This window comes from Pseudomonas sp. PDM09, from assembly GCF_014852305.1.
Lineage (GTDB): Bacteria > Pseudomonadota > Gammaproteobacteria > Pseudomonadales > Pseudomonadaceae > Aquipseudomonas.
Map to the genome: position 1 here is coordinate 200977 of NZ_JACVBI010000008.1, position 12742 is coordinate 213718.

Consider the following 12742-nt stretch of genomic DNA (forward strand, 5'->3'; position numbering starts at 1 on the left):
GAGTTGTCTTTTAGAATCAGTCAAATTTCGTTTTGGAATCTCCCATGGCAGGCAGTCAGATCGAACGTGTTTTCAGCGTGCTGGAAAGCCTTACCGGTGAACCTCAAGGTTTACCGATGCAGACCCTGGCCGAGCAACTGGATATTCCCAAGAGCGCGACCCACCGTCTGCTCGCCGAACTGATTCGTTTGGGGTATGTGCGGCAGAATCCGCAAAACCTGCGCTATCACTTATCGACCAAACTGGTCGCCATGGGCTTTCGTTACTTGTCCGGCAGTGGTGCGGATATTGTCCAGCCAGTACTGGATCGGCTGGCCCGGGAGACCGGCGAGCTGGTGCGTCTGGGGGTGATCGAAGGCGAGCGTCAGACCTGGATCGCCAAATCCCAGGGCGCCCGTTCCGGTCTGCGTTACGACCCGGACATGGGGCGCGATGCGCCGCTGTTCTATACCGCTTCCGGGCATGCGTGGCTGGCCTGCATGAGCGATGCCGAAGCGTTGTCGCTGGTTGAGCGCCAGGCGGTCGAGAAGCCCGAGGGCCTGGGGCCCAATGCGCCACGTTCCAACATCGAACTGCTGGAGCGGCTGCGCCTGACGCGGGAGCAGGGCTATGCCTGGGTCGAGGAAAGTTCGGCGGTAGGCACGTCGGCGATTGCTGCCGTTATCCGTCATCCATTGCAGGGGCGAGTGATCGGCGTGCTCAGCATTGCCGGACCGAGCGCGCGGATGCCGGGCGCGCGACTGCATGAACTGGCACCGACGTTGTTGGCGTTTGCCCAAGAGCTTTCGGCAGCGAGTCAGGCGTCGGAACTCTTTAGCTGATAGCGCTTGCACCCATCGATTTGGATGTCGATTAAAAAAACGTGCGCTGTTCGCACACTTTCAGGCGTTGCGACTATAAGAATCTGGAATCGGGTTCTAAATTATTGGAATTATCCCGCCAGAAGAGAACCTCGCCTTGACGTCGTCTATCAGCACCCCGCTCTGCGGCGTCAATCATCCTTTCAAAGGCATCCTGCTGGTGGTGGTCGCCACCTTTCTGTTTTCCAGCCATGACGCCTTGTCGAAATACCTCTGCGGGTTTTATCCGGTCGCTATGGTGGTCTGGGCTCGCTACGTGATTCACACCTTGTTGATGGCCGGGATTTTTCTCCCGCAATCCGGGTTGCGCGTCCTGCGCACCAAGCGGCCATTGCTGCAGTTGATGCGGGCGTTGTGCTTATTGGGAACCAGCCTGCTGTTTACCGGTGCGCTGTTGTTCATCCCGTTGGCCGAAGCCACGGCTGTGAATTTTCTTGCACCGGTATTGGTCACGGCGTTGTCGGTGCCACTGCTCGGTGAACAGGTGACGCGCGGGCAATGGCTGGCGGTGATTTGCGGGTTCATCGGAGTGTTGATCATCGTCCATCCCGGCGGCGAACTGTTCACGCCTGCGGTGTTGCTGCCGTTCTGCTCAGCGCTGTTTTTCTGCTTCTATCAATTGCTCACCCGCAAGCTCAGCGAAATCGATAGCCCGACCACCAGCAATTTTTTCGCCGGGCTCTGCAATACGTTGGTGATGAGTGCGCTGGTGCCGTTCTTCTGGCAAGTCCCAAGCGTGGGGCATGGGTTTTTGATGGTGGCGCTGGGGGCGTGTGGAATGACGGCGCATCTGTTGTTGACCCAGGCCTTCCGTCACGCCGCGCCCGCGTTGTTGGCGCCGTTCGGCTATTGCCAGATTGTCTTTGCCGGTTTGCTGGGCTGGTGGCTGTTTTCCCACACGCCGACCCTGACTACGGTGATCGGGATCGTGGTGATTTGCTGCAGCGGGTTGGCAGCGGCGTGGCAACAACGGCGTCGACAAGAGGAGGGCGGCAGGCCTGGAATCAGGCCTGCCGGGGGAAGGGAGTTTACGCGGTGACGGTAGGAATTTTGCGCGGTGCCATGAAGTACATCCAGATCAGTGCGATGAAGTACATCGCCGGAATCATGGTGAACAGCACGGTGTAGTTGTTGTGGGTGACCGTCAGAATGTGGCCGACCAACTGGGTCATGAACATCCCGCCGATTGCTGCGCACATCCCGCCGAAGCCGAACACCGTACTCATCATGTGCTTGGGCGTGTAGTCCATCACCAGGCTCCAGATGTTCGCGGTCCAGGCCTGGTGCGCACCGATGGCCAGGGAGATGGCGAACACCGCGAGCCACAGGTTGCTTGAGCCGGCGGCCATGACCACGCCGATGATGCAGCAGGCGAACAGGAACATGGACATCAATCGCGCCTTGATCGGGTTGATCCCGCGACCGATCAGGAACGAGGACAGGATGCCGCCGCCGACACTGCCGAAGTCAGCCGTGAGATAGATGATGATCAGCGGGATACCCATCTGGGTCACGTTGATCCCCAGGTTGTATTGCTGATTGAGGAACGGCGGCAGCCAGTACAGGTAGAACCAGAACACCGGCGCGGTAATCGAGTAGGCGAGGGCGAAGGCCCAGGTGCCACGCATGCGCAGGATTTTCGAGAACGGTACGCGGGATTGTTCCGGCTCGACTTCCTTCTGGATGTAGTCCAGTTCCGATTGTTTAACGCTTGGGTGATCTTCCGGGTTGAAGTACTTCAGGCCCCAGAACAGCAACCAGATGCCGCCCAGCGCCGCCATGCACAGGAACGCGGCTTGCCAGCCCCAGGCGTGGAGGATCAGCGGCAGCAGCATGGGCGTGAACATCGCGCCAACGTTGGTCCCGGCATTGAAGATGCCGGTGGCCACGGCACGCTCGCCGGCGGGGAACCACAACCGGGTGGTTTTCACGCAGGCCGGATAATTCGCCGCTTCGGTCAGACCGAGAATGAACCGACAGACCATGAAGCCCACCGCCGAAGTGGCCAGCCCGTGAGCGCCGGTGGCCAGGCTCCAGAGCAGCACCGCGCAGAAGAACACGCGTTTGACGCCGACCCGGTCGATCAACCGGCCCTGCAGCACAAAGCCGATGGCGTAGCCGACCTGAAACCAGAAGTTGATGTTGGCGTAGTCCATCGCCGTCCAGCTCATTTCCTTGGCCAGGATCGGCTGCATCACGCCCAGGGCGGCGCGGTCGATGTAGTTCAGAGTGGTGGCGAAAAACACCAGCGCCAGCATCCCCCAACGGGTTTTGCCGACCGCCATGGCGCCGCGGATTTTGTCGCCGATGCCGCCAGTGGCGACGCCCATGGCCGGAGCCACGCGAGAGCTTTGAGAAGGAATCATGTGTATGTGCCATCCGTTCAATGACTGACAAGCGAGGCTTGTCGGGACTTCAAGGGCGCGTGATCAATCGACGGCGCCAGGCGCGGGTGTGATTGATCGGCTGAGGTGTTTTCGTCGGACTGACGACAACGCGTTATTCAGCGAGCGGCACGGTTCGGCCCAGAGGACGCAAGGTTCGGATGGACGCCAGGCACGGCGTGAGGGCGGTGGAGCAAGCAAACAAGGCGTTGAATAAGCGCATGAGCGTGTACCCGTTTTTTGAAATTTTTATGTGGTGTTCAGGGTCTTTGGTAACCGAGTCCATGGGGTCGTGGCCGGACTCAATGTGGTGTCGATGTTGCGCAGTGGACGAAAAATCGTCAATTCGCCAACCGCCATTGTGTTCGATAATCGCCCGCAAAACTAACCGGGTAGTACACTTTGAATTGCTGTGTGGATTCGTCAAGCCAATAATTTGCCCAACAAGAATGTCCCCACCACCGGGAGTCGACACATGCAGCGTTCCATTGCCACCGTTTCCTTGAGCGGCACCTTGCCGGAAAAACTCGAAGCCATCGCCGCCGCCGGTTTTGACGGCGTGGAGATTTTCGAGAACGACCTTCTCTACTACGACGGCAGTCCGCGGGAAATCAGGCAGATGTGCGCCGATCTCGGGATCGCCATCACGCTGTTTCAACCCTTTCGGGATTTCGAAGGTTGCCGCCGCGATCGCCTGCCACGCAATCTGGAGCGGGCCGAGCGCAAGTTCGATTTGATGCAGGAACTGGGCACCGACCTGGTGCTGGTGTGCAGCAACGCCTCGGCCGACTCCATCGGTGATGAGCAGATCCTGGTCGATGACTTGCGCCTGCTCGCCGAACGGGCCGGCGCTCGTGGTTTGCGGATCGGCTACGAAGCGCTGGCGTGGGGTCGACACGTCAACACGTATCAGCAGGTGTGGAACATCGTTCGACAGGCCGATCATCCAAGCCTCGGCGTATTGCTGGACAGTTTTCATACGCTGTCGCTCAAGGGCGACCCGAGCGCCATCGCCGAGATTCCCGGCGACAAGATTTTCTTCGTACAAATGGCCGACGCGCCGATTTTGGCCATGGATGTGCTGGAGTGGAGCCGACACTTCCGCTGTTTCCCGGGTCAGGGCGAATTCGATCTGCCGGGCTTCCTTGCGCCCATCATCAAGAGTGGCTACACCGGGCCGCTGTCGCTGGAGATCTTCAACGACGGCTTTCGCGCCGCACCGCCACGGGCCAACGCCGCCGACGGTTTGCGTTCGTTGCTGTACCTGGAAGAGAAAACCCGCCAACGTCTGGAACAGGAAGCCACACCCCCGGCCAATCGCGACACTCTGTTCCAGACCCCAAGCGCCAGCGAATACAACGGCATCGAGTTTCTTGAATTCGCAGTGGATGAAAGCCTCGGTGCCAAGCTGTCCCATTGGTTGGAGCGGCTGGGTTTCGTCAAGGCCGGGCAGCACCGTTCCAAAAGTGTCAGCCTGTTGCGTCAGGGCGATATCAACCTGATCCTCAATTGCGAGCCTTATTCCTTCGCCCACAGTTTTTTCGAGGCCCACGGCCCATCACTGTGCGCCACCGCCGTGCGGGTCCAGGACAGCGCCAGTGCGCTGGCCCGTGCCGTGGCTTACAAAGGCCAGCCCTATCGCGGCCTCGTTGGCCCCAATGAGCTGGAACTGGCAGCGGTGCGAGCGCCGGACGGCAGCCTGATTTACCTGGTGGACCAGAATGCCGACGTCTACGGCACCGACTTCAATCTGCAACCGACGGCCGTGGCCAGCGGTGGCCTCAAGCGTATCGATCACATGGCGATGGCGCTGCCGGCCGACAGCCTCGACAGTTGGGTGCTGTTCTATAAAAGCCTGCTGGATTTCGAAGCCGACGATGAAGTGGTGCTGCCCGACCCGTATGGTTTGGTGAAGAGCCGCGCGTTGCGCAGCCGATGCAGCTCGATCCGCCTGCCGCTGAACATTTCCGAGAACCGCAACACCGCCATCTCACACGCGCTGTCGAGTTATCGCGGTTCCGGCGTGCATCACATCGCTTTCGATTGCGACGACATCTTTGCTGAAGTCAGTCGCGCGAAGGAGGCGGGCGTACCGCTGCTGGATATCCCGCTCAACTACTACGATGACCTTGCCGCACGCTTCGATTTCGACGATGAATTCCTCAGCGAGCTGGCCTATTTCAACGTGCTTTACGACCGCGATACTCAGGGCGGCGAGCTGTTTCATGTGTACACCGAGCCGTTCGAAGGGCGCTTCTTCTTTGAAATCATCCAGCGCAAAAATGGCTACGCGGGTTACGGCGCAGCCAACGTGGCAGTGCGACTGGCGGCGATGGCTAAATCGCGAAGTGGTGGCGTACGTCAGGCAAAGTTGTAGGAAAATCGTAAACACGGGTACATAACTGCTGCCTCGTGGCTTCCTTCACTGGGCGCGGCAGCCCATAATCGCCAGCTTGTGCAGTGATGGCCGTGAGCCCGCAATGACAATAATTACAGAACTCTCCGCTGCGCCCGAAAAGCCAATTGCCGAGCCTCGCAAGAGTCGCAAGAACAATCCGGAAAAGACCCGCGAGAACATTCTTCAAGAGGCCATTGTCGAGTTCGTTCAGCAGGGGCTTTCCGGTGCGCGCGTCGATGCAATTGCCGAACGCATCCACACCTCAAAACGCATGATCTATTACTACTTCGGCAGTAAGGAACAGCTCTATGTCGAGGTGCTGGAGAAACTTTACGGGGATATCCGCAGCACCGAGAACCGTCTGCACCTGGCCGAACTGGCGCCGGTGGAAGCGATTCGACGGTTGGTGGAGTTCACCTTCGATCACCATGATCGCAACGTCGACTTCGTGCGTATCGTCAGCATCGAGAACATTCACAACGCCGAGTATGTGAAGCGCTCCGATGCGATCAAGGCAATGAACAACACCATCCTCGATTCACTGGGCGAGATTTTGCGTCGCGGCTGCGAAGAAGGTGTATTCCGCACCGACCTCGATCCATTGGATGTGCATCTGCTGATCAGCTCGTTTTGCTTCTATCGGGTGTCGAACCGTCATACCTTCGGTGAGATCTTTCAGATCGACTTGCCGGACGAAAGCATCAAGCAGCGTCATCGGGCGATGATTTGCGAGTCGGTTTTGCGATACCTGCAGGCCTGATTTGCAGGTCCTTTAAAAGATCGCAGCCTGCGGCAGTTCTTACAGGGGAATCGGCGTTTAACCAATCCTGTGCCGGAGCTGCGATCTTTTGATCTTCAACCATTCATGCTCTGAAAATGCGCCAGCATCCGCTGAGCATCCGGCACCACGCCGCTGAACAGTTCAAACGCCTTCACCGCCTGAAACACCGCCATGTTGCCACCATCCAGCGTTCGGCAACCCAGCGCGCGAGCGTTGCGCAGCAGTTCGGTTTCCAGCGGGAAGTAGACGATCTCCGCAACCCACAACTGCGCCCGAAGCAGCTCTACCGGCACTGGCATGCCTGGCAGCTTTTTCATGCCCATCGGCGTGGTATTCACCAAGCCGTCAGCCTGACCCAACGCGCCTGGCAAATCATGCCCGGCCACGGCGCGACCGAAACCGAAATGCTGATTGAGGTTGTTCGCCAGCGACTGAGCGCGACTTTGATCCACATCGAAAATGCTCAGCAGCTGTACGCCTTCGCTCAATAGCGCGTGGGCCACTGCCGCGCCTGCGCCACCAGCGCCCATTTGTACGAGGCGCTCAAGAGCAACGCCCTGCAAACCACGGCGAAAGCCCTCGGCAAAACCCAGGCAGTCGGTGTTGTGGCCGATGCGTTTACCGTCCTTGAGCACCACCGTGTTCACCGCGCCAATACCGCGGGCTTCCGGCGACAATTCGTCCAGCAACGGGATGATCGTCTGCTTGCACGGGAAGGTGATGTTCAGCCCGGTGAAATTCATCCGTTCGGCGGCCATCAGCAGGTCGGGCAGGGCACTGCTGTCGAGCTTCAATTGATCCAGATCGATCAACCGATACAGGTAACGCAAACCCTGAGCGTCACCTTCATGCTCGTGCAGCGCGGGAGTGCGGGAAGCTTGAATGCCGGCACCGATCAGCCCGGCCAATACCACGGTGTTCTGTGTCATGACGCTTAACCTTCCAAACGATGGCTGAAATGCTCCAGCGCCAAACGATAGCCGTGGCTGCCGAAACCGCACATGACCGCAGTGGCGATGGACGAAACAAAGGAGTGATGCCGGAAGGGTTCACGGGCATGGACGTTGGACAGATGCACTTCGATCACCGGCAATTCGCTGGCAACCAAGGCATCGCGAATGGCGACCGAGGTGTGAGTCCAGGCGGCCGGGTTGATGACGATCCCGGCGCAGCGGCCACGGGCGGTGTGAATCCAGTCGAGCAATTCGCCTTCATGGTTGGTCTGGCGAAACTCCACTGTCAGGCCGAACTCTTCGGCCGCGCGACCGCACAGCGCGGAAATGTCCGCCAGGGTTTCGTGGCCATAAGTCGCCGGTTCACGGGTGCCCAGCAGGTTCAGGTTCGGGCCGTTGAGCACCAGAACGATAGGGGACATCGGGTCTCTCCACATATTATTTTTGGCATTGGCCGAGGGTTTCAGCCTGTGGAGAGAAATTGTACTAACCGGTTAATAAGGTCAATTGAAGAGGGCTTCAGGCCTGGATTATTTGTGCGGTGATCGGACATACGCAAAAAGATCGCAGCCTGCGGCAGCTCCAACAGGTGCGATCTTTTCAGCGCGGCAGATGCTCAACCAGAAAATCGATAAACGCCCTTAGCCGCAACGGCACATGGCGGCTTTGCGGATACAGCAGAGTGAAGGGGCGGGAACGTCCGCCGTAGGGCTCGAGCACTTCCACCAGCGAACCGTCCGCCAGTTCCTTTTCGACGATGAAGCGATAGGTTTGAAAAATCCCCGCGCCGCTTTTTGCCAGCGTCACGCCGCCCAATACGTCATCGGAACAGCAGTAGTTGCCCTCGACCAAAATCTCCCGCGGCACACCGTTGTCGTTGAACAGCCAGGCAATCCGCCGCCCACTGCTGGGCAGTTCGTACTGGATGCATTCGTGCTGAGCCAAGTCATCCAGGGTCTGCGGGGTGCCGGCGCGCTTCAGGTAATCAGGGCTGGCAATCATCACCAGCGCGGCGTCCTCCAACGGCCGTGCAATCAGCCCGGAATCGGGAATGGCCCGCACACGGATTGCCATGTCATAGCCTTCGCCGACGAAATCGATGTTGCGATTGCTGATGTGTGCCTCGACTTTCACGGCGGGAAAGCGCGCCCGAAACGCAGGCAGCAAGGGCAGGATTCGATGATGGGCATAGGTCGTGGGAATGCTGATGCGCAAAGTGCCAGAAGGTTCTTGCTGCTGCCCCATTACCTCGCGCTGGGCCTCGACCAGTTGTGCGAGAGCCTCGCGACACTCCTCGAAATAACGCCGGCCACTGTCGGTCAGCTTGACGCTGCGGGTGGTACGCGCAAACAGCCGCACGCCCAAGCGTTCTTCCATGCGCGACACCGAGCGACTGACGGCGGCCGGGGTCACACCTGCCACCAGAGCCGCGGCAGTAAAGCTGCCAGCTTCGGCGGCCAGGCAAAACAGTTCGATGCTGCCAAGCTGAAGATCGTCGAAATGTCGCTGCATGATTGATTACACCGGGAATCAAATGAAGTGTTTGAAGGCTGTGTTTATCAAATGAGGGCACATAAATAAAGGGTGTTTCACCTGCCAGTGCCGAGTTCAGCACCGGCCAGGCGATGCGGCGCTTTGATCGCCCACAAAAAAGCCGTCCAGTGGACGGCTGATTTGTATAGGGAGGCTGCGATCAACGACGGGTCAACAACACCCCGGACTCCATGTGATGGGTCCACGGAAACTGGTCGAACATCGCGCATTGAGTAATGCGGTGAGTGTCGTGCAACTGGGCGATGTTGGCCGCCAGGGTTTCCGGGTTGCAGGAAATGTAGAGGATGTTGTCGAAGCGCCGGGTCAGTTCGCAAGTGTCCGGGTCCATGCCGGCGCGGGGCGGGTCGACGAACACGCTACCGAATTCGTAGCTCTTGAGGTCGATGCCGTGCAGGCGGCGGAACGGACGAACTTCGTTCAGGGCTTCGGTCAGTTCTTCGGCAGACAAACGCACTAGCGTGACGTTATCCACTGCGTTTTCGCTCAGGTTGCTGAGCGCTGCATTGACCGAGGTCTTGCTGATTTCGGTGGCCAGCACTTTACGCACACGGGTCGCAAGCGGCAGGGTGAAGTTGCCGTTGCCGCAATACAGCTCCAGCAAATCGTCGGAGCGATCACCGAGGGCGTCATACGCCCAGTTGAGCATCTTCTGGTTCACCGTGCCATTGGGTTGGGTGAACGCGCCTTCCGGCTGGCGATAGCTGAAGGTACGGCCGCCAACTTCGAGTTTTTCGACCACGTAATCGTGACCGATCACTTCGCGTTTGCCCTTCGAGCGACCGATGATGCTGACGTTCAGGTCGGCGGCCAGTTTCGACGCCGCTGCGTGCCAGTGCTCGTCCAGCGGGCGGTGATAGCACAGGGTAATCATCGCATCGCCGGCCAAGGTGGTGAGGAACTCCACCTGAAACAGCTTGTGGCTCAGGGCCGCACTCGCTTGCCACGCCGCCTTGAGCTGCGGCATCAACTGGTTGATGCGAAGGCTGGCGATCGGGAACTCTTCGATCAGGATCGGCGTGCGTTTGTCTTCCTGGGAAAACATCGCGTAATGGCGCTCGCCGGCTTCGCGCCACAGGCGGAACTCGGCACGCAGGCGGAAGTTTTTCAGTGGCGAATCGAACACTGCGGGTTCGGGAGCACCGAACGGGGTCAGCAGATCACGCAGGCGCGTGACCTTTTCTTCGAGCTGAACGGCGTAAGCCTGGGAATCAAAAGTCATGCGTTGAACCAACCCAACTTGATCACGAACAGAATCGACAGAATCACCAGCGCCGAATTCAACTCACGGCCGCGACCGGACAACAACTTGATGGCAGTCCAGGAGATGAAACCGAAGGCGATGCCGTTGGCGATGGAATATGTGAATGGCATGGCCAGGGCGGTGACCACGACCGGTGCGGCGACGGTGATGTCGTCCCAGTCTATTTCCGCCAGGCCGGATGTCATCAGTACGGCGACGAACAGCAAGGCAGGTGCGGTGGCGAAGGCTGGAACGCTGGCCGCCAATGGCGAGAAGAACAGCGCCAGCAGGAACAGAATAGCGACCACGATGGCGGTCAGGCCGGTGCGGCCACCGGCACTCACGCCGGCTGCGGATTCGATGTAGCTGGTGGTGGTCGAGGTGCCCAGCAAGGAACCGGCCATGGCCGCGGTGCTGTCGGCAATCAGGGCACGGCCCATTTTCGGCATGTGGCCGTCCTTGCCCATCAGGCCGGCGCGCTTGGCGACGCCGATCAGGGTGCCGGAGTTGTCGAACAGGTCGACGAACAGGAAGGCGAAGATCACGCTGACCAGACCGATGTCCAGTGCGCCTTTGATGTCCAGTTGCAGGAAAGTCGGTGCCAGCGACGGCGGCATCGACATCACGCCACCGAATGGGGTGAAGCCCAACAGGATGGAGACGATGGTCACCGACAGAATACCGATCAACACCGCTCCACGGACTTTCAGGGCTTCGAGGGCAACGATCAGGGCAAAACCAAGGGTCGCGAGAATCGGTGCCGGTTGCTTCAAGTCGCCGAGACCGACCATGGTCGCCGGGTTGCTGACCACGATGCCGGCGTTGTGCAGGGCGATCAGGGCCAGGAACAAGCCGATACCCGCGGCAATCGCCGAGCGTAGCGCCAGCGGGATGCTGTTGATGATCCATTCACGGATGCGGAAGATCGACAGCAGGAAAAACATCACCGCCGAGATGAACACCGCGCCCAACGCCACTTGCCAGGTGTGGCCCATGTGCAGGACCACGGTGTAGGTGAAGAAGGCATTCAGGCCCATGCCCGGCGCGAGGGCGATCGGGTAGTTGGCGATCAGGCCCATGGTTGCCGAGCCGATGGCCGCTGCCAGACAGGTGGCGACAAACACCGCACCTTTGTCCATGCCGGTCTCGCCGAGGATGCTCGGGTTGACGAACAGAATGTAGGCCATGGCCAAAAAGGTCGTGACGCCCGCCAGAATCTCGGTCCGCACGTTGGTGTTGTGTGCCTTGAGTTGAAACAGCCTTTCCAGCATGTCTGCTCCCCGTGGCGCGCCCGGCGCCGTGAATGTATCGACCTCAACAGCAAAGCACAGGCCGCAGCAGGCGCCTGGGTATTTTCTGTGGGTCGGAAAAAGCCGCGCATCATACCAGCAGCGTGGGGCTATGGCTGCTTATGGCTGCGATCGTCGTCGATGTTTTGCACAAAAGGGAACTGCGCCATACTGCGCGCTGTTTTTTTGGGGGAGGGAGGGGGTAGATATGTATTACATTAATAAGCGTGTGATTGCGGCATTTGGATTGCTGCTCAGCTGTTTCATCGGAGCGCAAACAGTCTCTGCGGCCATGGCCCAACCGTTGAGCCAGGTGAAGGTGCTCAAGGTCGAATCGCCATCCTGTGGATTTGAAAGTATTGCGGACGGCCAGGCGCAAACCCGTTGCGACCACAAAGGGCCAAACATCAAGGTGTATGTGCTGGAGGTCGGCTACGGCCGTGCAGCCCATGTCGCACTGGACGGTTTCGAGGTGAACGGCACCCGCACCCCTGTCTGTGCTTTTGATACCGGCAACCTGACCGAGTGCTCCGCCGGGAAAAAAACCGTCGGCTATCTGTACATCTTCAACCTGGCGGGCAAGCAGGACGGCACCTTTACGTTCAGCAATACCTCGATCAATGCCCCCGGCAACACGATGTCGACGCAGCTTTACATCAAGTAACGGCTGGGCTCGAACAAGGGTCAGGAAAGCTGACTACGCTTTAAAGATCATCCTGTGGACCGCGCCCATGACCTTTAGAGCCCTGATTACCCTCGCCGAGGGCATCGACGATCTGCAAACCGTGACCTTGATCGATGTGCTGCGCCGCGCCAAGGTTGAAGTGGTGGTGGCCAGCATCGAGGCACGGCGCATGCTCACCTGCGCTCGCGGCACCCGCTTGACCGCCGATGCGATGTTGGTGGATTTGCTCGCCCAACCCTTCGACTTGATCGTGCTGCCTGGCGGTGCCGTAGGGGCGCAGCATTTGGCGGCCCACCAACCCTTGCAACAATTGATCAAGGACCAGGCCGCCGCCGGGCGCCTGTTCGCCGGTATTGCCGAATCTCCGGCACTGGCGCTGCAAACCTTTGGCGTTTTGCGCCAACGGCGCATGACTTGCCTGCCCACGGTCAGCAATCAACTGTCGGGTTGTAACTTCATCGATCAACCGGTGGTGGTCGATGGCAACTGCATCACCGCTCAGGGTTCAGGCGCCGCGTTGGAGTTTGCGCTGACGCTGGTGGAGCAACTCTGCGGCAAAGCCACGCGGGCGACGGTGGCGGGGGAGTTGGTGGTCTAG

12 protein-coding genes are annotated in these 12742 nt (G+C 59.3%); 6 read left to right on the forward strand and 6 right to left on the reverse strand.

Annotation, left to right across the window (positions count from 1 at the left end; all coding sequences use genetic code 11):
• Positions 1–44 precede the first annotated feature (44 nt).
• Together IB250_RS20205 and IB250_RS20210 are read left to right on the forward strand one after the other, a co-directional pair.
• Complete coding sequence (locus IB250_RS20205; RefSeq protein WP_192345357.1) at positions 45–821, forward strand: IclR family transcriptional regulator; 777 nt, start codon at positions 45–47, stop codon at positions 819–821.
• Positions 822–957: 136 nt separating this feature from the next.
• Positions 958–1899, forward strand: a complete 942-nt coding sequence (locus IB250_RS20210; RefSeq protein WP_192345358.1) for a DMT family transporter — start codon at positions 958–960, stop codon at positions 1897–1899.
• Here the strand turns inward: IB250_RS20210 and IB250_RS20215 are convergent.
• Complete coding sequence (locus IB250_RS20215; RefSeq protein ID WP_192345359.1) at positions 1889–3226, reverse strand: MFS transporter; 1338 nt, start codon at positions 3224–3226, stop codon at positions 1889–1891. The genes IB250_RS20210 and IB250_RS20215 overlap by 11 nt on opposite strands.
• A gap of 493 nt (positions 3227–3719) precedes the next feature.
• On the opposite strand from IB250_RS20215, the gene quiC reads away from it, so the two are divergent.
• Complete coding sequence (gene quiC, locus IB250_RS20220; protein ID WP_192345360.1) at positions 3720–5621, forward strand: 3-dehydroshikimate dehydratase QuiC; 1902 nt, start codon at positions 3720–3722, stop codon at positions 5619–5621.
• Positions 5622–5724: 103 nt separating this feature from the next.
• Positions 5725–6402 (forward strand): TetR family transcriptional regulator, encoded by a 678-nt coding sequence (locus IB250_RS20225; protein ID WP_192345361.1) that lies wholly within the window; start codon positions 5725–5727, stop codon positions 6400–6402.
• Between the two features lie 95 nt (positions 6403–6497).
• Here IB250_RS20225 and IB250_RS20230 read toward each other — a convergent pair whose 3' ends face one another.
• From IB250_RS20230 to IB250_RS20250, 5 genes are all read right to left on the reverse strand, one after another.
• Positions 6498–7352, reverse strand: coding sequence for a shikimate dehydrogenase (locus IB250_RS20230; RefSeq protein WP_192345362.1), 855 nt, complete (start codon positions 7350–7352; stop codon positions 6498–6500).
• A 5-nt stretch (positions 7353–7357) separates the two neighbouring features.
• Complete coding sequence (gene aroQ, locus IB250_RS20235; RefSeq protein WP_123498635.1) at positions 7358–7798, reverse strand: type II 3-dehydroquinate dehydratase; 441 nt, start codon at positions 7796–7798, stop codon at positions 7358–7360.
• Positions 7799–7976: 178 nt separating this feature from the next.
• Positions 7977–8888, reverse strand: a complete 912-nt coding sequence (locus IB250_RS20240; RefSeq protein WP_192345363.1) for a LysR family transcriptional regulator — start codon at positions 8886–8888, stop codon at positions 7977–7979.
• 181 nt (positions 8889–9069) lie between these two features.
• Positions 9070–10149: a tRNA (uridine(54)-C5)-methyltransferase TrmA gene (trmA, locus tag IB250_RS20245; RefSeq protein WP_192345364.1), complete on the reverse strand. Its 1080-nt coding sequence runs from the start codon at positions 10147–10149 to the stop codon at positions 9070–9072.
• Positions 10146–11441, reverse strand: a complete 1296-nt coding sequence (locus IB250_RS20250; protein WP_007895297.1) for an NCS2 family permease — start codon at positions 11439–11441, stop codon at positions 10146–10148. The genes trmA and IB250_RS20250 overlap by 4 nt, the downstream gene beginning before the upstream one ends.
• A gap of 226 nt (positions 11442–11667) precedes the next feature.
• Between IB250_RS20250 and IB250_RS20255 the strand changes: the two genes are divergently transcribed.
• On the forward strand, positions 11668–12123 hold the full coding sequence (locus tag IB250_RS20255; RefSeq protein ID WP_192345365.1) for a DUF4879 domain-containing protein: 456 nt from the start codon (positions 11668–11670) through the stop codon (positions 12121–12123).
• A 67-nt stretch (positions 12124–12190) separates the two neighbouring features.
• Positions 12191–12742, forward strand: a complete 552-nt coding sequence (locus IB250_RS20260; protein ID WP_192345366.1) for a DJ-1 family glyoxalase III — start codon at positions 12191–12193, stop codon at positions 12740–12742.

Bases quoted from the DNA above. Each gene is read 5' to 3' on its own strand.
- IB250_RS20230 (WP_192345362.1), bottom strand. From the start codon at position 7,352: ATGACACAGAACACCGTGGTATTGGCCGGGCTGATCGGTGCCGGCATT.
- IB250_RS20225 (WP_192345361.1), top strand. From the start codon at position 5,725: ATGACAATAATTACAGAACTCTCCGCTGCGCCCGAAAAGCCAATTGCC.
- aroQ (WP_123498635.1), bottom strand. From the start codon at position 7,798: ATGTCCCCTATCGTTCTGGTGCTCAACGGCCCGAACCTGAACCTGCTG.
- IB250_RS20255 (WP_192345365.1), top strand. From the start codon at position 11,668: ATGTATTACATTAATAAGCGTGTGATTGCGGCATTTGGATTGCTGCTC.
- IB250_RS20215 (WP_192345359.1), bottom strand. From the start codon at position 3,226: ATGATTCCTTCTCAAAGCTCTCGCGTGGCTCCGGCCATGGGCGTCGCC.
- trmA (WP_192345364.1), bottom strand. From the start codon at position 10,149: ATGACTTTTGATTCCCAGGCTTACGCCGTTCAGCTCGAAGAAAAGGTC.
- IB250_RS20250 (WP_007895297.1), bottom strand. From the start codon at position 11,441: ATGCTGGAAAGGCTGTTTCAACTCAAGGCACACAACACCAACGTGCGG.
- IB250_RS20240 (WP_192345363.1), bottom strand. From the start codon at position 8,888: ATGCAGCGACATTTCGACGATCTTCAGCTTGGCAGCATCGAACTGTTT.
- IB250_RS20205 (WP_192345357.1), top strand. From the start codon at position 45: ATGGCAGGCAGTCAGATCGAACGTGTTTTCAGCGTGCTGGAAAGCCTT.
- quiC (WP_192345360.1), top strand. From the start codon at position 3,720: ATGCAGCGTTCCATTGCCACCGTTTCCTTGAGCGGCACCTTGCCGGAA.
- IB250_RS20260 (WP_192345366.1), top strand. From the start codon at position 12,191: ATGACCTTTAGAGCCCTGATTACCCTCGCCGAGGGCATCGACGATCTG.